At 37.9% G+C, this 16,821-nt stretch carries 20 protein-coding genes and 1 riboswitch; of the genes, 10 read left to right on the top strand and 10 right to left on the bottom strand.

All coding sequences use genetic code 11. From position 1 onward, the window contains the following. Positions 1 to 146 precede the first annotated feature (146 nt). Entirely contained in the window at positions 147 to 671 is a 525-nt protein-coding gene (locus tag ACN6NE_RS08890) for a phosphatase PAP2 family protein (RefSeq protein WP_474325175.1), read from the top strand. 18 nt (positions 672 to 689) lie between these two features. Beyond that, entirely contained in the window at positions 690 to 1,835 is a 1,146-nt protein-coding gene (locus ACN6NE_RS08895) for a glycosyltransferase family 4 protein (RefSeq protein ID WP_129705114.1), read from the top strand. Between the two features lie 32 nt (positions 1,836 to 1,867). Here the strand turns inward: ACN6NE_RS08895 and metK are convergent, their stop codons facing one another. Beyond that, on the bottom strand, positions 1,868 to 3,070 hold the full coding sequence (gene metK, locus ACN6NE_RS08900) for a methionine adenosyltransferase (RefSeq protein ID WP_057244936.1): 1,203 nt from the start codon (positions 3,068 to 3,070) through the stop codon (positions 1,868 to 1,870). A gap of 131 nt (positions 3,071 to 3,201) precedes the next feature. Then, a riboswitch (SAM riboswitch) is annotated at positions 3,202 to 3,319 on the bottom strand. 374 nt (positions 3,320 to 3,693) lie between these two features. Between metK and pckA the strand changes: the two genes are divergently transcribed. Next, positions 3,694 to 5,283: a phosphoenolpyruvate carboxykinase (ATP) gene (gene pckA, locus ACN6NE_RS08905; RefSeq protein ID WP_129705116.1), complete on the top strand. Its 1,590-nt coding sequence runs from the start codon at positions 3,694 to 3,696 to the stop codon at positions 5,281 to 5,283. Between the two features lie 34 nt (positions 5,284 to 5,317). On the opposite strand, the gene ACN6NE_RS08910 is transcribed toward pckA, so the two are convergent. After that, complete coding sequence (locus tag ACN6NE_RS08910; protein ID WP_028411849.1) at positions 5,318 to 5,560, bottom strand: DUF2584 domain-containing protein; 243 nt, start codon at positions 5,558 to 5,560, stop codon at positions 5,318 to 5,320. A 54-nt stretch (positions 5,561 to 5,614) separates the two neighbouring features. Beyond that, the gene (locus tag ACN6NE_RS08915) at positions 5,615 to 6,397 is read right to left on the bottom strand and encodes an alpha/beta hydrolase family protein (RefSeq protein ID WP_251444395.1); all 783 of its coding nucleotides are present in this window, start codon (positions 6,395 to 6,397) and stop codon (positions 5,615 to 5,617) included. Positions 6,398 to 6,569: 172 nt separating this feature from the next. Here ACN6NE_RS08915 and ACN6NE_RS08920 point away from each other — a divergent pair, with 172 nt between their 5' ends. Genes ACN6NE_RS08920 through ACN6NE_RS08930 form a run of 3 tightly spaced genes read left to right on the top strand, consistent with a single transcriptional unit; the run spans position 6,570 to position 9,133 of the window. Continuing rightward, the gene (locus ACN6NE_RS08920) at positions 6,570 to 7,568 is read left to right on the top strand and encodes an ABC transporter substrate-binding protein (RefSeq protein ID WP_474325177.1); all 999 of its coding nucleotides are present in this window, start codon (positions 6,570 to 6,572) and stop codon (positions 7,566 to 7,568) included. Between the two features lies 1 nt (position 7,569). Next, on the top strand, positions 7,570 to 8,340 hold the full coding sequence (locus ACN6NE_RS08925; protein WP_057233120.1) for an ABC transporter ATP-binding protein: 771 nt from the start codon (positions 7,570 to 7,572) through the stop codon (positions 8,338 to 8,340). Continuing rightward, the gene (locus tag ACN6NE_RS08930; protein WP_474325179.1) at positions 8,327 to 9,133 is read left to right on the top strand and encodes an ABC transporter permease; all 807 of its coding nucleotides are present in this window, start codon (positions 8,327 to 8,329) and stop codon (positions 9,131 to 9,133) included. The genes ACN6NE_RS08925 and ACN6NE_RS08930 overlap by 14 nt, the downstream gene beginning before the upstream one ends. A gap of 46 nt (positions 9,134 to 9,179) precedes the next feature. Here the strand turns inward: ACN6NE_RS08930 and ytkD are convergent, their stop codons facing one another. The 5 genes from ytkD to ACN6NE_RS08955 form a co-directional block, all read right to left on the bottom strand. Beyond that, positions 9,180 to 9,650 (bottom strand): RNA deprotection pyrophosphohydrolase, encoded by a 471-nt coding sequence (ytkD, locus tag ACN6NE_RS08935; RefSeq protein WP_474325221.1) that lies wholly within the window; start codon positions 9,648 to 9,650, stop codon positions 9,180 to 9,182. 103 nt (positions 9,651 to 9,753) lie between these two features. After that, on the bottom strand, positions 9,754 to 10,074 hold the full coding sequence (locus ACN6NE_RS08940; protein WP_474325181.1) for a hydrolase: 321 nt from the start codon (positions 10,072 to 10,074) through the stop codon (positions 9,754 to 9,756). Positions 10,075 to 10,148: 74 nt separating this feature from the next. Then, positions 10,149 to 10,574: a phage holin family protein gene (locus tag ACN6NE_RS08945; protein ID WP_028410466.1), complete on the bottom strand. Its 426-nt coding sequence runs from the start codon at positions 10,572 to 10,574 to the stop codon at positions 10,149 to 10,151. 81 nt (positions 10,575 to 10,655) lie between these two features. Next, complete coding sequence (locus ACN6NE_RS08950; protein ID WP_013059546.1) at positions 10,656 to 11,096, bottom strand: Dps family protein; 441 nt, start codon at positions 11,094 to 11,096, stop codon at positions 10,656 to 10,658. A gap of 163 nt (positions 11,097 to 11,259) precedes the next feature. Next, on the bottom strand, positions 11,260 to 11,733 hold the full coding sequence (locus ACN6NE_RS08955) for an S-ribosylhomocysteine lyase (protein ID WP_013059547.1): 474 nt from the start codon (positions 11,731 to 11,733) through the stop codon (positions 11,260 to 11,262). Positions 11,734 to 11,883: 150 nt separating this feature from the next. Between ACN6NE_RS08955 and yidD the strand changes: the two genes are divergently transcribed. Further along, positions 11,884 to 12,111 carry a membrane protein insertion efficiency factor YidD gene (yidD, locus tag ACN6NE_RS08960; protein WP_013059548.1) on the top strand — a complete coding sequence of 76 codons (228 nt, stop codon included), beginning with the start codon at positions 11,884 to 11,886 and terminating at the stop codon, positions 12,109 to 12,111. 3 nt (positions 12,112 to 12,114) lie between these two features. On the opposite strand, the gene ACN6NE_RS08965 is transcribed toward yidD, so the two are convergent. Further along, the gene (locus ACN6NE_RS08965) at positions 12,115 to 12,687 is read right to left on the bottom strand and encodes a beta-class carbonic anhydrase (protein WP_013085269.1); all 573 of its coding nucleotides are present in this window, start codon (positions 12,685 to 12,687) and stop codon (positions 12,115 to 12,117) included. 118 nt (positions 12,688 to 12,805) lie between these two features. Here ACN6NE_RS08965 and ACN6NE_RS08970 point away from each other — a divergent pair, with 118 nt between their 5' ends. Together ACN6NE_RS08970 and ACN6NE_RS08975 are read left to right on the top strand one after the other, a co-directional pair. After that, positions 12,806 to 13,993, top strand: a complete 1,188-nt coding sequence (locus ACN6NE_RS08970; RefSeq protein WP_474325183.1) for a GTP-binding protein — start codon at positions 12,806 to 12,808, stop codon at positions 13,991 to 13,993. A gap of 83 nt (positions 13,994 to 14,076) precedes the next feature. Beyond that, a complete protein-coding gene (locus ACN6NE_RS08975) occupies positions 14,077 to 15,048 on the top strand; it encodes a metal ABC transporter substrate-binding protein (RefSeq protein ID WP_129705132.1) in 972 nt (323 codons plus the stop codon). A gap of 29 nt (positions 15,049 to 15,077) precedes the next feature. Here the strand turns inward: ACN6NE_RS08975 and ACN6NE_RS08980 are convergent, their stop codons facing one another. Beyond that, complete coding sequence (locus tag ACN6NE_RS08980; RefSeq protein ID WP_013059552.1) at positions 15,078 to 15,323, bottom strand: type B 50S ribosomal protein L31; 246 nt, start codon at positions 15,321 to 15,323, stop codon at positions 15,078 to 15,080. Between the two features lie 151 nt (positions 15,324 to 15,474). Here ACN6NE_RS08980 and ACN6NE_RS08985 point away from each other — a divergent pair, with 151 nt between their 5' ends. Beyond that, positions 15,475 to 16,809, top strand: a complete 1,335-nt coding sequence (locus ACN6NE_RS08985) for a cytochrome ubiquinol oxidase subunit I (protein WP_013059553.1) — start codon at positions 15,475 to 15,477, stop codon at positions 16,807 to 16,809. Positions 16,810 to 16,821: the final 12 nt, after the last annotated feature.

Genomic DNA, 16,821 nt, shown 5'->3' on the forward strand with positions numbered 1-16,821 from the left:
ACCTCCACAAACTCTCCAATCATGTTCTATTCTCTCCACAATTGTAAAGAAATTTCCATATTAATTTACATCGTTTTAGTACTGCCTACACAATTAAAGATTAAACTGAATAATAAAGACGTATTTATTGAAAAGGGAGCGACTCTATGAAAGCCAAGTTAATTCAGTATGTATATGATGCCGAATGCCGATTATTCAAAAGCGTAAACCAACATTTTGATCGAAAGCACTTAAATAGATTTTTACGTTTACTAACTCACGCTGGCGGAGCCACGTTTACCATTGTGATAGCGTGCTTGCTGCTATTTCTGCATCCTTCATCCGTCGCTTACGCTTGTGCGTTTTCTCTAGCCGTTAGTCATCTTCCTGTCGCCATTGCTAAAAAACTATATCCGAGAAAACGACCTTATATTCAATTAAAATATACAAAAGTATTAGAAAATCCATTAAAAGATCATTCATTTCCATCTGGGCATACAACAGCTATTTTTTCGCTGGTTACCCCTCTTATGATTGTTTATCCAGCCTTCACTGCCGTTCTTTTGCCTCTTGCAGTAACGGTAGGAATTTCAAGAATTTATCTCGGTCTGCACTATCCGACGGATGTCATGGTAGGCCTGATACTGGGCATCTTTTCAGGTGCTGTGTCACTGAACATATTTTTAACTTAATTGATAGGAGGAGTACTAATGAGAATTGCTTTATTTACGGATACATTTGCTCCAGAAGTTAACGGAGCTGCTAAAACACTTTATCAGTTTACCCAGTATGTCAAATCAAAGCAAATTCCCATCCAGGTATTTGCTCCTGAATTTGCTCATGATCAGTCATTTTCAACGTATGTTCACCGTTCGCCCAGCATGCCGTTTTTCCTTTATCCAAACAGCCGCTTTTCATTGCCAAACGTTCTAAAAATTAAAAAGCAGCTGCAGGAATTCAATCCTTCTATTATTCATTTGGCCACTCCTTTTACAATGGGGCTTTGCGGCTCCTATTACGGGAAAAGATTAGGTGTTCCTCTTGTCGGCTCTTATCATACCAATTTTGATGATTATTTATCTCACTATGAACTTGAAAAAATGCGTGTACCACTGCAAAAATATATGAAATGGTTTTATAAACCTGTACAAAAAATATTCGCTCCCTCTGAAGTGACCAAACAGCAGCTAGAAGAACAAGGGTTTCACAACGTATCTATTTGGTCGCGAGGAGTAAATCATAAATTATTTCATCCCCACTATGACCGCTTTGATATTCGTATTAAATATAATATTAAAAAGCCCTACATTTTAACGTATGTAGGAAGATTAGCTAAAGAAAAGAACGCTGATTTTTTAATAAAAATCGCACGATCTCTACCGGATCATATCCGCCATCAAATTCACTGGGTTATTGTGGGAGACGGCCCTTTAAAAGAACAAATGCAGCAGCAAGCATCTGAGCATATGACATTTACAGGCTTCCTTGAAGGTAAGCAACTTGCTCATATCTATTCATCATCTGATTTGTTTGTTTTTCCTTCAGAAACAGAAACCTTCGGAAATGTTGTACTGGAGTCTCTTGCTTCTGGAACTCCTGTAGTGGCAGCAAATGCAGGAGGAGTTAAACAGATGGTTCAGCACGGGCGAAACGGCTACCTTTGCAAACCTCACTCCTTAGAAGAATTCAGTTCGGCTATTACAGGTTTACTCGATGATTTGCACCAGCGGCTTCACTTTGGCCATGCAGCGAGACACTATGCTCTTACTCAATCATGGGACGCCATTTTTCAGCATTTGCTTTCAGAATATGAAGGTGTCGTAGAAAAATCTGCTGAAGGTATTCAATGGGCATAAAAAAAATCTCCGTTTTCACGGAGATTTTTTTATTATTTAGCTAAAGCTTGAGTTTTTAATACTTCCGCTTTGTCTGTGAACTCCCAAGGAAGCTCCACATCCGTACGACCAAAGTGGCCGTAAGCTGCTGTTTGCTTATAAATTGGGCGACGTAAATCAAGCATTTTAATGATGCCTGCTGGACGTAGGTCAAAGTTTTTGCGTACTACGTCTACTAGTACTTCTTCAGAAACTTTTCCTGTACCGAATGTATCAATTGAAATAGATACTGGTTGTGCAACACCAATTGCATATGCTAGTTGTACTTCACATTTATCAGCAAGATCAGCTGCTACAATATTTTTCGCAACATAACGAGCTGCATAAGCTGCTGAACGGTCTACTTTTGTTGCGTCCTTACCAGAGAATGCACCGCCGCCGTGACGAGCATATCCGCCGTAAGTATCAACGATAATTTTACGACCAGTTAAACCAGCATCTCCTTGAGGACCGCCGATTACGAAACGTCCTGTTGGGTTAATGAAATACTTTGTATTTTCATCAATTAACTCGTTTGGAACAACTGGATTAATAACATATTCTTTTAAGTTACGTTGAATTTGCTCTAACGTTACTTCTGGATGATGCTGAGTTGAAATAACAATTGTATCGATGCGAACAGGTTTGTTGTTTTCATCATATTCAACCGTTACTTGTGTTTTACCATCCGGGCGAAGGTAAGGAAGAATTTCTTCTTTACGTACTTCTGTTAGACGGCGAGCAAGTTTATGAGCTAATGAAATTGGAAGAGGCATTAATTCTTTTGTTTCGTTACATGCATAACCAAACATTAACCCTTGGTCTCCAGCTCCGATTGCTTCGATTTCTTCATCTGACATTTGACCTTCACGTGCTTCTAACGCTTGGTCTACACCAGCAGCGATATCAGCTGACTGCTCGTCGATAGATGTTAATACTGCACAAGTTTCAGCATCAAATCCGTATTTTGCACGAGTATAGCCAATTCCTTTAATTGTTTCACGAACTGTTTTAGGAATATCCACGTAAGTAGAAGTTGTAATTTCACCACTTACTAAAACTAAACCAGTTGTTACGCTTGTTTCACAAGCAACACGAGCATTTGGATCCTTTGCTAGGATAGCATCAAGAATTGAGTCAGAAATTTGGTCACAAATTTTATCGGGATGTCCCTCTGTAACAGATTCTGACGTGAACAGACGACGTTGTGTTGACATCAGTTTTCCTCCTTATAAATACGATACATTGTGATACGGTACTCATTCCCTTATTTTCATTACACGTTAAAAAATATAAAAAACCTTTCCTTGTATCGAGGAAAGGTATCAAATTCTACATAAGCCTTTCACTCTTATCGATCAAGGTTGTGCCCTTGCATCAGGTTAGCACCTTATCGTCTACACAAAAAAATGACGATGGTTGCTGGGTTTCATAGGGCCTGTCCCTCCACCAGCTCGGGATAAGAGAGTATCCGTTCAAGGACATATAATACATGAAAAAGCGCTTCACTGTCAACAACATTCAAATGGAAATCATCTCTTTATGTTTGAATCTGTTTTAATGTAACATACTCAAATTCCGAAATAGTACATCTTATTAAGAATCATCACTAAGTTTAGTTAATAAGACAGATCAAAATGAGGCTTTCACTTAAAACAGCTTCACTTTTTTCGCTCCTAGCACATATACATGTGTCTAAAATAGGTATAACGTACATTTTTTTATAATACACAAACATTTTTAGTTAAATAGTATAGAATAATTAAATAAATGTGTTATACTAATTATAAATTTCAAACATTAATGAATAAATAATAGCTAAAAAAGGAAGGTAGTGCACATGAGTACTGTTGATATGTCTATCGAATTAAATGGTTTGCTTCAATTAAAAACAACAAAACACCAATTATCTGTTCCACAACTTGTTGAAAAAATTCTAGCTCGACGCGAAGGAACGCTGACTTCTACAGGTGCTGTGTCAGTCGAAACCGGAAAATATACAGGTCGCTCTCCTTTAGATAAATTTATTGTAAGCGATGCTGTGTCTTCAAAAACGGTTGAATGGGGACCTGTCAATCAGCCAATTTCTGCTCAGCGATTCGATGCGCTATACAAAAAAGTCTTAACCCACTTAAAGAAGCAGGATGAACTTTTTGTTTTTAATGGATATGCTGGAGCTGATAAAAAGTATCAGTTACCAATTCAAGTAGTTAATGAATTTGCATGGCACAACCTATTCGCTCAGCAGTTATTCATTCGCCCTTCAGCCGAACAAAAAACAAATGATGATGTGAAGCCGTTTACAATTGTAGCAGCTCCAACGTTCAAAGCTGATCCTGAAACAGACGGGACGAATTCTGAAACCTTCATTATTCTTTCGTTAGAGCGACGCATCGTGCTAATTGGAGGAACTGAATACGCTGGTGAAATGAAAAAATCTATTTTCTCAGTGATGAACTTCTTGCTTCCTCAAAACAATATTCTATCCATGCACTGTTCTGCTAACGTAGGAGAAGAAGGTGACGTTGCATTATTCTTTGGTTTATCTGGAACGGGTAAAACAACGCTTTCTGCTGATGCAAACCGTCGTTTAATCGGAGATGACGAGCACGGTTGGTCAAGCTCTGGTGTATTTAATATTGAAGGAGGATGCTACGCGAAGTGCATTCAGCTTTCCGAAGAAAAAGAACCGCAAATTTTCAATGCAATTCGCTTCGGCGCCGTACTGGAAAATGTAGTGTTAAATCAAAATACGAAAGTAGCAGATTACAATGATAATAGTTTAACAGAGAATACTCGTGCCGCTTATTCAATTGACTCTATTGATAATACGGTATTGCCAAGCGTTGCTGGGCATCCTACAGCTATTGTCTTTTTAACTGCTGATGCCTTCGGCGTCTTGCCTCCAATCAGCAAGCTTACAAAAGAACAAGCGATGTACCATTTTCTGAGCGGATACACTAGTAAGTTAGCTGGAACAGAGCGCGGCGTAACATCGCCACAGGCTACTTTCTCTACATGCTTTGGTGAGCCTTTCTTACCTCTTGCTCCAACAACTTATGCAGAAATGCTAGGAAAGAAAATTGATGAACATAATGTAAATGTCTACCTTGTAAATACTGGATGGACCGGCGGTGAATACGGGGTGGGCGAACGAATGAAGTTAAGTTACACTCGAGCTATGGTTCAAGCAGCCCTTGAAGGAGAACTAGCTAATACCGAAACAGTAACAGATGCTATTTTTGGTTTATCGATTCCAACTCATGTTCCGGGAGTTCCTGATGAAGTGCTTCAGCCTTCTAAAGCATGGAACGATGCAACAGCTTATAACCAAAAGGCAACTGAGCTTGCTGCTAAATTCAAAGCTAATTTCAAGCGTTTTAATCATGTAGCATCTGACATTTCAACATTAGGCGGACCTAGAGTCTAATAAAAAACCGATCGTCTTATAGACGATCGGTTTTTTAGTTAGTCGAATGTAATTTTGTCAGTTCATATGTGACAATGGTTTTTTCCTGCTCCATTTCTACCTTACGCACAACAGCAGTTCCAATACATTCTCCATTTTTCGTTTTATGAATGTTTAATGGAATATCTAACGGATACAAGCGATATCCTTTTTTCTCAACTTGAAAAATGTTATCCGTTACACGCTTTTCGTTGCCTTTTGTCACAATCATTGTATTTAATTCTAGCGGCATCCCCATTTTTTCTCACTCCTCACTGTTATTCTACTTGTTTTCTCTATCGTAGCATATCTTTTATTGCGCTTTCATCCACTTCGTTAACTTCTTCACCGTTTCTCGGTTTTCTTTTGGTGGAAAAGCATGTGGAAAGTTTTCGAAGTACCAGCTGGTAACTTTTTTATTGGACTTCTTTAGTTTAGATTCGAGCTGATAGGAATGATCAATCGACACGTTTTTATCTTCTAAACCATGAATAAGCAAGACCGGCGGCTCGACGAGATGAGCACGATGCAAAGGTGTCCTCCATTCGTATCTTTCAGGATATTTAGAAGGCGTTCCTCCAATCACCCGCTTCATCATTCTTCTTAAATCTTCTCTTTCTTCATATGTCAGCACCATATCCGTGACGCCTCCCCATAACACAAGAGAGCGGCTGTCGGTTTTTTCAATGGCTGTGAGTAAAGCCATCACTCCCCCTCTTGAAAACCCAAAAATATGAATGCGGTCATGGTGGACGTTAGGGAGCTGTTTCAGTAAATCGTAAGCAGCAAAAGCATCGTAACGATCATCTCCTGCAAAATCTTCGTTTCCTTCGCCTCCTTGATTTCCCCTGTAGAACGGAGCCATCACAATAAAACCTTGAGAAGCAAATTGAATGAGTCGAGCAGGACGAACCGTTCCTACGTTCTTGATACCTCCCCTTAAGTATAAAAAGCCGTCATACATTCCTTTTTCTTTTGGCTCTGCGAGCATTCCTTTAATCTTAAGCCCTTGACATGCATATGTAATCACCCACAGCGCTACGCGAGGGTTTGATGATGGGAAACGCTGTTTATGAAGAATTGTTCCATCTTTCATTTTTTTCCTCCATTCTTTATATAACTAGCCTGCTTTCTCCCGCTAAGGTGTACTTTCAATTGTTGACTAATAGTTCTTTGATTTTCCACATAGTTATATAGGCACTCACCTTTTTCCACTTCTTTACATACATTATCATAAAATATTTTATTATTTTAAGGGGGTTTGCTTTATGAAACCAATCAAATGGCTTTTTTCTTTGCTTGCTATTATGATTTTACTCATTCCACTAATTAGCTGCAGCAAAACAACATCTGTACAAACGGTTCGTGTTGGCGAAGTAACTCGCTCTATCTTTTATGCTCCCCAGTACGTCGCTATTTCAAAAGGCTTTTTTGAAGAAGAAGGACTAAAGGTAGATTTAAAAACAACGTGGGGCGGAGATAAGACAATGACATCACTTTTATCTGACGGCATCGACGTCGCCTTAGTCGGCTCGGAAACTTCAATCTACGTATATGCACAGGGGTCTAGTGATCCCGTCATCAACTTTGCACAACTAACCCAAACCGACGGAACATTTCTAGTAGCACGTAAAAAAGTCGATCACTTCTCATGGGATCAGCTTAAAGGCAAAACGTTTCTTGGTCAACGCAAAGGCGGCATGCCGCAAATGGTAGGAGAATATGTGTTGAAACAGCATAATATTGATCCTAAAAAAGATGTAAAACTCGTTCAAAACATTGATTTTGCTAACGTTGCGAATGCTTTTGCTTCTGGTACTGGAGATTACGTTCAATTATTTGAGCCAACGGCTAGTATTTTAGAACAACAAGGAAAAGGACATATCGTTGCTTCCTTCGGAAAAGAATCAGGAACAGTTCCTTATACAACATTTATGGCCAAAGAAAGCTATTTAAAAGATAACCCTGAAGCAGCAGCTAAATTTACTCGAGCTATTTACAAAGCACAAAAATGGGTAAATACACATAGCACAGATGAAATTGCTGAAGTGGTTGCACCGTACTTCGAAGATACTCCTAAAGAAACGCTGAAAACTGTTATTGACCGCTATAAATCCCAAAAATCCTTTGCAACTAACCCTTTATTAGATCAAAAAGAGTGGGATCATTTACAAAAAATCATGGACGAATCTGGAGAACTTCCAAGACACATCGATCACAACAAGCTAGTCAACACAAAATTCGCAAAAGATGCAATGAGTGAGTAATATGACAAAACTTCACATTCAAGATGTTCAGCATATGTATCTTACGACAAAGTCTGCTACCACTGCACTTGAACATATTAATTTGTCTATTGAAGAAGGAGAATTTGTTTCCTTTCTCGGCCCAAGCGGATGTGGAAAAACAACGCTTCTATCGATTATTGCAGGTTTGATTGAACCAACGTCCGGCTTTGTCACAATAGATGGTGAAAATATCGGAACATCAGTCCCAAACATCGGTTATATGCTTCAACAAGATTATTTGTTTCCGTGGAAAACCATTAAAGAAAATATTTTACTTGGGCTTGAAATTCGCGGACAGCTAACAGATAAAACAGAGAGTAAAGCACTGTTACTCCTAAAAGAAATTGGTTTACAGGGCGTAGATGACCTATATCCGCACCAGTTATCCGGAGGCATGAGACAACGCGTCGCTTTAGTCCGAACACTTGCCATTGACCCCGCTATTTTACTCTTAGATGAACCTTTTTCAGCACTTGATTTTCAAACAAAACTCAAGCTTGAAGAACTTGTCTCCAAAACGCTGATGACCTATCAAAAAACGGCCGTTTTGGTCACGCACGATATCGGCGAAGCTATTGCCATGAGCAGCCGAATCTTTTTATTCTCAGCAAAGCCGGGAAAAATCGCAAAAACATTTACGGTTCCTTCTATTTTACGAACCCTCTCTCCGTTTGAAGCGCGACAGCACCCTGTCTATAACGACTTATTTATGGATATATGGAAGGAGCTTGATCAACTTGAAACCCACTAGCTCCCTAGATACTCTTCATGAAAGCTACCTTCGCAAGGTTCGGGTCGAAAAACGATTAGTACTGAGCGTGCAGCTGATAATTTTCTTAGCCTTTTTTAGCTTATGGGAACTAGCTTCTCGTTTAAAGTGGATTGACCCTTTAATCTTCAGTTCTCCTACTAAAGTATGGCATTTATCTTTAATTAAAATTGCTGACGGCTCGCTGGCAGAACATATTGGTTTTACGTTATTTGAAACAGTTCTTGGCTTCATTTTAGGCACAGTGCTAGGTATTTTACTTGCAACGGCTCTTTGGTATTCAACTAGGCTTGCACATATATTAGACCCTTACCTCGTTATTTTAAACGCCATGCCAAAAGTAGCGCTGGGCCCTATTTTAATTGTAGCGATCGGTCCAGGGTTTTTCTCAATCTTAACGATGGGGGCGATTATATCCGTTATTATTACATCCATCGTCGTTTACACAGCATTTAAAGAAGTTGATCCAAACTATATTAAATTACTAAAAAGCTTTGGGGCAACGAAAACCCGCTGTTTTAAAGAAGCAATTTTGCCAGCTTCCATGCCTGCTATTATTTCCACATTTAAAGTAAATGTCGGCTTATCTTGGGTAGGAGTCATCGTAGGAGAATTTTTAGTTTCTTCGAAAGGGCTTGGATATATGATTATTTATGGTTTCCAAGTCTTCAACTTTACTCTTGTTCTTCTCAGCTTATTATTAATTGCCATTTTCGCTACGATTATGTATCAAGGCGTTGCTTATTTAGAAAAGAAATTGATCCGACGCTCATAAAAAATCCCCCCGTACAAACGGGGGGATTTTCATTGATATGATACGTTTACAAAAATGTTCGCTTTACATATTTCATTACATATTGTAAAACATTATCTTTCATGATGAAGCTGTATGCATCATCTTGTTGAATGCCCGAAGGTAGTTCATCAATCATTACGGGACCATCCGTTTCCATGTAGTCTTCTTTTTTAATTAAATTTCCAATAGTAGCAAAATAAATGTTTTTAATAATGGTCTTTCCTTTACTTACTACTTTATATTGCCCAATATAAGTTAAAGAAGAGACTTCTCCGCCTGTTTCTTCAAATACTTCTCGAACCGCTGCTTCTTCTGGTACTTCATTGCCTTCTAGTTTTCCTCCGGGAAATTCTAAACCTCGTTTTGAGTGATTCGTTAGCAACCATTGATTTTCATACCTGCATACGACCCAAACATGACGTGGAGTTTTAGAGAATGGATTTTTTTCAAATGATAAAAATACTTGATTATGATATGCATCCTTAAATGTGTACATGGTCGACTCAAACTCCATTTGATTTTTCCCTTATTTTATCATACATTACGGCCATACCTGATAAGAAAAGTATGTTCGTACTTTTTTCTTTGCTTTTTACCCCTTATCCCATTCTATCTGAAGATAAAATATTCATCTGTTTGATATGTGATTTTGTTTCATCGTCTCCTAGCTGATAAAGCATGGCATATATTTCAACTGTCGTTTTATCGTACATATCATTTTGAGAATCATGATGATATTCCAGATACGGAATATGTGATCGCCAAAAGCTTGACCAATCGCTTGAAGCACGCTGATCTAAATACGTTCTCAGCTTCTCCACTTCTTCATCTGTTGCTTCAATCGCATAATTCCAATCTGAAGCAGTATTTGACTGATTGATTTCTCCTGAACTCAGAGATACATAATATTTTTTTGTCATGAAAGATATTCAGCTCCTTCTTTCTAGTGCCAACTTATCTTTCTTATTTGTATCTTATTCTTTTTTTATACACTCTACGATTTAAAGCGGTCTTTTAAAATCGCTATTGCCTTTTTTAACGGCTCTGGAATCGGAACCCCTACAATTCTTGCGTTTTCTGTAATTGAAATCATTTCGTTTAAAATATAGAACAAAATAGCTCCATCTCGAATAATATGACCGTTTTCCCAGAATACGGAATCGATAAAGTTTGCTACAGCAATCATGGCAAAAATAAAAATCTTTTTGGCAATTCCTTTAAAACCTACTTTGCTAGATAAACGTTTATTTATAAAAGCTGCAATCGTGCCTGTCAAATAATCCATTGTCACTAATGCTACTAAAGCCATTAGTAAATAGTCCCACTCTCCAAATAAAAAAAAAGCCAGTGAACCTAAACTTGAGATTATCAAGACAGAAAGCTTCTGCATATCCACTTTTTTCACCCTTTCAGCAGTCATATCCCTACAGTATATGCCGGTGAAAAAAAAGTGTTCGTCCATCTTATCATAAAAAAACCTGCGATTACTCGCAGGTTTTAATTACTTGCCTAGGAATGATTTTAACATCCACGTATGCTTTTCTAAGCTTTGATGAATGGCTAACAGCATGTCTCCTGTTGTTTCGTCGCCCGCTTCACCGGCTGCGTCCATTCCTTCTTTTAATTCAGCAGTTAGCGTATCAAAATCGCTTACTAAAGAAGCAACCATATCTTTAGCCGTTTCGCTTCCATCCGCTTCTTTAATAGAAGAAAGTTCTAACGATTCTTTCATTGTTGCCACAGGTTTTCCTTCTAATGCTAAAAGGCGTTCTGCAAGGTCATCAATAATTGTAGCTGTTTCCGTATACAGCTCTTCAAACTTTTCATGAAGAGTGAAGAATTGTTCACCTTTTACGTACCAGTGAAAGTTATGAAGTTTTATGTACATTACACTAAAATTCGCTACTTGTTTATTAACGATTTCATTTACATTTGCTGCCATGTTTTTCGCTCCTTTGTGAACTCTTTATATAATATAGTTGTACCCTTTTTTAGTTGATTAAAACATTTTTTTCATAAAAAGAGCCATTTCCCTTTCTTTAGACTCAGAGAAGCTTCTTCATCTTTTTTCAAATAAAATAAGCAGCCCAGCGGACTGCTTATTTTTAGCCAAATACTTTTTCTAAATCTTCTTTGTCCTGTTCTAGCCAGAACTTCATCAAGCGTTTTGCTCCTTCTAAATCGTGAAGTTTCGCTTGACCGCACTGCTTTTCGTTTGCTGCTGGAATTTCAGTAATGTTAATTGCATCTTTTAACGTATCGTCTAACAAGTCAATAATTTCACGTACAGTTGGCTCGCCGCTCACTACTAAGTAGTACCCAGTTTGACATCCCATAGGCGAAATATCAATAATATCAAAGTGATCATATTTTTCTACATGAGTACGAATGTTAAAAGCTAATAAATGCTCTAACGTATGAATAACGTCGGGCTTCATTGCTTGTTTGTTTGGCTGGCAAAAACGAATATCAAATTTATTTACAACGCCGTCGCTTCCCACTTTGTGAACACCGCAGTGTCTTACGTAAGGTGCTTTAACCGCATTATGATCTAGCTCAAAACTTTCTACTGATGGCATAATACCACTCCTTTTTTCTTCTTTCACCTATCATAACATGCAATTCCGATATATTTCATCCATTTAATAACCTTTATTTCTTTTAGTTGCTTTTTATTCCTTCTATCCCTTATAGTATGAGCAAACACGAAAGAAAGAACGTGATAATAAATGATTGCAAAGCTTTTGCTTTTACTTATAAAAGGATATCAAAAAGGAATTTCACCTTTTCTTCCGGCAAGGTGCCGGTTTTACCCTACTTGCTCCCAGTACGGAGTTGAATCCATTAAACGCTTTGGTGCCGTAAAGGGATCTTATTTGACTGTAAAACGCATTTTAAAATGCCACCCGTTCCATCCGGGTGGCATCGATGAAGTACCTGAGAAAAAATCACACTAAGCTTTAGTTGTTTTCGATTGCTTCATACCCATTTACAACAACATCTAGCTTTCCTGTATTTGGATCAATAACTAGTCCATGTACAGGAGTATCTTTTGAAAATAGAGGATGATTACGGATTGTCTCTACACTATGCTGAACAGTCTCTTCTACTGAATCAAAACCCGTTAACCATTGTTTCAAGTCCATAGAATATTCAATGGTATTAATCACTTCATCTGAGATGCCTTTTGCTCTTACTTTCTCTAAAAAAGGTTCCGCCTGAAGTTTACCTGCTCCACAGTCGTGGTGACCAATTACACATACCTCATCTGCTTGAAGCTCATATACAGCTACTAAAATGCTTCGCATAATACTTCCAAATGGATGTGAAACAAGCGCTCCTGCGTTTTTAACAATTTTCACGTCTCCGTTGCGCAAATTCAAAGCGTGTGGAAGTAATTCTACCAATCTTGTGTCCATACACGATAAAATAACCATTTTTTTATCAGGGAATTTGCTTGTTTCGTAAAGTTCATACTTCTTTTCTTCTACAAATTTTTGATTGAATTCTAAAACATCTTGTAATAAGCTCATCTGCTGTCTTCTCCTTCATAAAAAAATTCTTTCTTGTATTATAATACTTTTTCCTATAAGATGAAAAGTGTTAAATCGTAATCATTATTATTTATAAACAAGAAAGTAGGTTATAACAGTGAAAAAAATTCCCGTTACCGTTTTAAGCGGATACCTTGGTTCAGGTAAAACAACTCTTTTGAACCATATTTTAAAAAATAAAGAAGGTTTAAAGGTCGCGGTCATTGTCAATGACATGAGCGAAGTAAATATTGATGCAGACTTAGTTAAACAAGGCGGATTCTCACGAACAGAAGAAAAACTTGTTGAAATGCAAAATGGCTGTATTTGCTGTACGCTTCGAGACGATCTAATGAAAGAGGTAGAACGCCTAGCTGACAATGGTGATATTGGTTATATTGTCATTGAATCTTCCGGAATCAGCGAACCTATCCCTGTTGCTCAAACATTTACTTATATTGATGAAGAGCTTGGCATTGATTTAACTCAGAAATGTTCGTTAGATACGATGGTCACTGTAGTAGATGCCAATCGCTTTTGGGAAGACTTTTCATCCGGCGAAAGCTTATTAGACCGCAAAGAAGGAACAGATGAAAACGATACAAGAGAAGTGATTGATTTATTAATCGATCAAATTGAATTTGCAAACGTCATTTTGTTAAACAAAGTTGATTTGTTAACAAAAGATGATGCAGATGAGCTGCAGGCTGTTCTTCACAAATTAAACTCAGAAGCCACTGTTATCCAAACAATTAATAGTGAAGTAAGCCTTGAAGCCATACTTCATACCGACTTATTCGACTTTGAAAAAGCTAGTCAAGGAGCCGGATGGATTAAAGAATTAAATGAGGAGCACCATACGCCTGAAACGGAAGAGTTCGGTATTTCTTCTTTTGTATACAGAAGGAATCGTCCCCTTCATCCTGAACGCTTTATGAAATGGTTAGAGAACTGGCCGGTTGATATTGTACGTGCAAAGGGATTTTTCTGGCTTGCTTCGCGTAATAATATGGCAGGACTTCTTTCTCAAGCGGGTACGTCCATTATGATTCAAGCAGCGGGTGAATGGATAGCAACTTACGCACCGGAAGAAAGAGAACAAACCTTAAAAGAAGAGCCTGAATTACGAGCAAAATGGGATGAACAATTTGGAGATCGTATTAACGAGCTTGTGTTCATTGGTATTGATATGAACAAAGCTGAAATAATTGAAACTTTAGACCGCTGTTTGCTGACAAATGAGGAAATGAATCAAGATTGGGCTACTCTCAAAGATTCCCTTCCTAAGTTTACAGTAAGTGCGTAAATTTTTAGTTTTCAAATCGTAATAATTACGATATAATAACATAGGTCATAAATGGTTACGATACGAACGGAAGGAGCAACATAATGAAATTCAAACCACTTTTAATGGTGCTTGCATTAGGAATCGGAACAGCTCTTGCAGGGTGCAGTTCAAGCAGTGCAAATAACGCATCTGATAATAAAAACAAAAAGTTAGAAGTTTATACAACAATCTACCCTTTACAGGACTTTACTGAAAAAATCGGTGGAAAATATGTAGAAGCTAAAAGCATTTTACCAACCGGTGTAGATGCGCACTCATTTGAGCCTACAACAAAAACAATGGTCAAAATCGCCAACGCGGACGCATTTGTTTACTCAGGAATTGGACTTGAAGGTTTTGCAGATAAAGCACAATCTACACTGAAAAATGAAGATGTAGCTTTAGTAGAAGCTGCCAAAGGAATTAAATTAGCAAAGAGTTCTGAAGATGAACATGCTCATGAGGAAGAACATGAAGAAGAACATGAACATGAAGAAGAGCATAACCACGGAGATACAGACCCTCACGTTTGGCTTGATCCTGTTTTAGCTATTCAATTAGCAGAAAATATTAAAGACGAACTTATTGAATTAAAACCAGATAAAAAAGCAGAGTTTGAAAAGAACTTCCAATCGTTAAAGACTCAGCTTGAAGATGTGGACCAAGAGTTAAAAACAACGATTGGCAACGCACCTCATAAAGAAATTTTAGTATCACATGAAGCCTATGGCTACTGGGAAAAACGATACGGCTTAAAGCAAATTAGCGTAGCGGGTTTATCTCCTACAAATGAGCCGTCTCAAAAACAATTAGAAAACATCGTAAAACAAGCAAAAAAAGACCATATCAAATACTTTATCTTTGACCAAAATTTAAAGCCTAAAGTGTCTACGCTTGTAAAAAATGAAGTGGGAGCTCAAGCTTTAACACTTCATAACTTAGAGTCATTAACAAAAAACGATGTTAAAAATAAAGAAGATTATTTCTCCATTATGCAACACAACATTGATACGTTGAAAAAAGCATTATATTAATAAAAAAACTAGCCTCTCGGCTAGTTTTTTTATTGTAATTTATATTTTTGCTTAAAGCGTTCTACACGGCCGCCTTTATCAGCAAATTTTTGTTTTCCTGTATAAAATGGATGTGTATCCGAGCTGATTTCAACTTTTAAAAGCGGATATGTGTTGCCATCTTCCCATTGAACGGTCTCATTTGATTGTTTTGTAGATCCTGATAAAAATGATGTTCCGCTATTTGTATCCATAAATACAACTTTACGATAGTCTGGATGAATATTTGTTTTCATTAAATATCTCTCCTTTAAAACAATATACACTTATTATAATCGTAATGATTACTATTTTCAAGTTATATGTTTACCAATTCTGATGCATAAAGCGTGGTAAAAAGTGGACAATAAGGTTTATCAATACTTTACTGGAAAGGTTGAAAAATGAATGGATCATTTAGTTACTGCACGTTCAATGTTTGGTCTGAACATGGGAGTACATATCATTTTTGCCACTCTTGGCGTCGGCATTCCTCTCATGATTTTATTGGCTGAAATTCTTTACTACAAAACAAAAGATAAAGATTATGAACTTATGGCACAGCGTTGGACAAAAGGAGCTGCTGTCCTGCTTGGAGTCGCCATTCCTACCGGAACGATTGCTGGTGTACAATTAGCGTTGCTTTGGCCGGGTTTTATGGAAATCGTAGGAAAAGTGATGGCTCTTCCCTTTCAAATTGAAATTTATGCTTTCTTTATTGAGGCTCTGTTTCTCTCTATTTACGTATACGCAGCGGACCGTATTTCTCGAAAAATGAGGATTATCAGTCTAATTTTAGTAGCAATAGGCGCTCTTGCCTCTGCTGTTTTAATTACAAACGTGCACGCATTTGAAGGAACACCTGCTGGCTTTCGAATTTTAAATGGCGAAATTGTAAGCGTAGATCCTTGGGCAGCTTTCTTTAACCCGAGTTTCTTTGTAACGTCCGGTCACGTAGCTGTTTCTGCCTATACAACCGGAGGCTTTGTCATTGCTTCAGTTGCTGCCTTTAAAATGCTTCGTGCGCGAAAACATAATCCAAGAGAATATAAATTTCATCATAAAGCGTTGATGATGGGATTAGTAATCGGCGGAATTTTTTCTTTTGTAACGGCTTTGAATGGACATGAATCTATGCAAAAAGTATACGAATATCAACCCGAAAAACTTGCAGCAGCTGAAGGTCTGTTTGAAACGCAAGATCATGCGCCATTAGCTTTAGGGGGATTTACAGATGAAAAAGAACAGCGAGTTAAATACGGAATTGAGTTTCCATGGATGCTGAGCTTCTTGTCGGGTAATAGCTTTAACACAGTGATTACTGGACTCAATGACTTCCCTAGGGACTATTGGCCGCCGCTTTTTGTGCATACCTTGTTTAACGGTATGGTCATTATCGGATCAATTTTAATTTTAGTGGCGCTAGTGGGCGTTGTTTGGTACAAGTTTTTAAAAAAGAAAAGCTTTCCAAAAATTTTCATGTGGGCATTTGTCGCAACGGGTCCTCTCGCGATCATGGGCATTGAATTCGGCTGGATTTTTGCATGTACAGGAAGACAGCCTTGGGTCATTTACCGCATCATGCGTACATCAGAAGCCGTTACCACTTCTGCTAATTTGCATATTCTATTTTTTTTATTTTTGCTTGTTTATATCGTACTCGTGGCCGCAGTCGCCCTTGTACTGGTGTTTTATTTCAGAAGAAATCCGCTTTCTAAAGAGCTTGCTGCGCAAGCAGATTAAAAAGGATGTGAG

The sequence above is a fragment of the Priestia sp. 53B2 genome, from assembly GCF_056099005.1.

Bases quoted from the DNA above. Each gene is read 5' to 3' on its own strand.
- ACN6NE_RS08890 (WP_474325175.1), top strand. From the start codon at position 147: ATGAAAGCCAAGTTAATTCAGTATGTATATGATGCCGAATGCCGATTA.
- ACN6NE_RS08895 (WP_129705114.1), top strand. From the start codon at position 690: ATGAGAATTGCTTTATTTACGGATACATTTGCTCCAGAAGTTAACGGA.
- metK (WP_057244936.1), bottom strand. From the start codon at position 3,070: ATGTCAACACAACGTCGTCTGTTCACGTCAGAATCTGTTACAGAGGGA.
- pckA (WP_129705116.1), top strand. From the start codon at position 3,694: ATGAGTACTGTTGATATGTCTATCGAATTAAATGGTTTGCTTCAATTA.
- ACN6NE_RS08910 (WP_028411849.1), bottom strand. From the start codon at position 5,560: ATGGGGATGCCGCTAGAATTAAATACAATGATTGTGACAAAAGGCAAC.
- ACN6NE_RS08915 (WP_251444395.1), bottom strand. From the start codon at position 6,397: ATGAAAGATGGAACAATTCTTCATAAACAGCGTTTCCCATCATCAAAC.
- ACN6NE_RS08920 (WP_474325177.1), top strand. From the start codon at position 6,570: ATGAAACCAATCAAATGGCTTTTTTCTTTGCTTGCTATTATGATTTTA.
- ACN6NE_RS08925 (WP_057233120.1), top strand. From the start codon at position 7,570: ATGACAAAACTTCACATTCAAGATGTTCAGCATATGTATCTTACGACA.
- ytkD (WP_474325221.1), bottom strand. From the start codon at position 9,650: ATGTACACATTTAAGGATGCATATCATAATCAAGTATTTTTATCATTT.
- ACN6NE_RS08940 (WP_474325181.1), bottom strand. From the start codon at position 10,074: ATGACAAAAAAATATTATGTATCTCTGAGTTCAGGAGAAATCAATCAG.
- ACN6NE_RS08945 (WP_028410466.1), bottom strand. From the start codon at position 10,574: ATGACTGCTGAAAGGGTGAAAAAAGTGGATATGCAGAAGCTTTCTGTC.
- ACN6NE_RS08950 (WP_013059546.1), bottom strand. From the start codon at position 11,096: ATGGCAGCAAATGTAAATGAAATCGTTAATAAACAAGTAGCGAATTTT.
- ACN6NE_RS08955 (WP_013059547.1), bottom strand. From the start codon at position 11,733: ATGCCATCAGTAGAAAGTTTTGAGCTAGATCATAATGCGGTTAAAGCA.
- yidD (WP_013059548.1), top strand. From the start codon at position 11,884: ATGATTGCAAAGCTTTTGCTTTTACTTATAAAAGGATATCAAAAAGGA.
- ACN6NE_RS08965 (WP_013085269.1), bottom strand. From the start codon at position 12,687: ATGAGCTTATTACAAGATGTTTTAGAATTCAATCAAAAATTTGTAGAA.
- ACN6NE_RS08975 (WP_129705132.1), top strand. From the start codon at position 14,077: ATGAAATTCAAACCACTTTTAATGGTGCTTGCATTAGGAATCGGAACA.
- ACN6NE_RS08980 (WP_013059552.1), bottom strand. From the start codon at position 15,323: ATGAAAACAAATATTCATCCAGACTATCGTAAAGTTGTATTTATGGAT.
- ACN6NE_RS08985 (WP_013059553.1), top strand. From the start codon at position 15,475: ATGGATCATTTAGTTACTGCACGTTCAATGTTTGGTCTGAACATGGGA.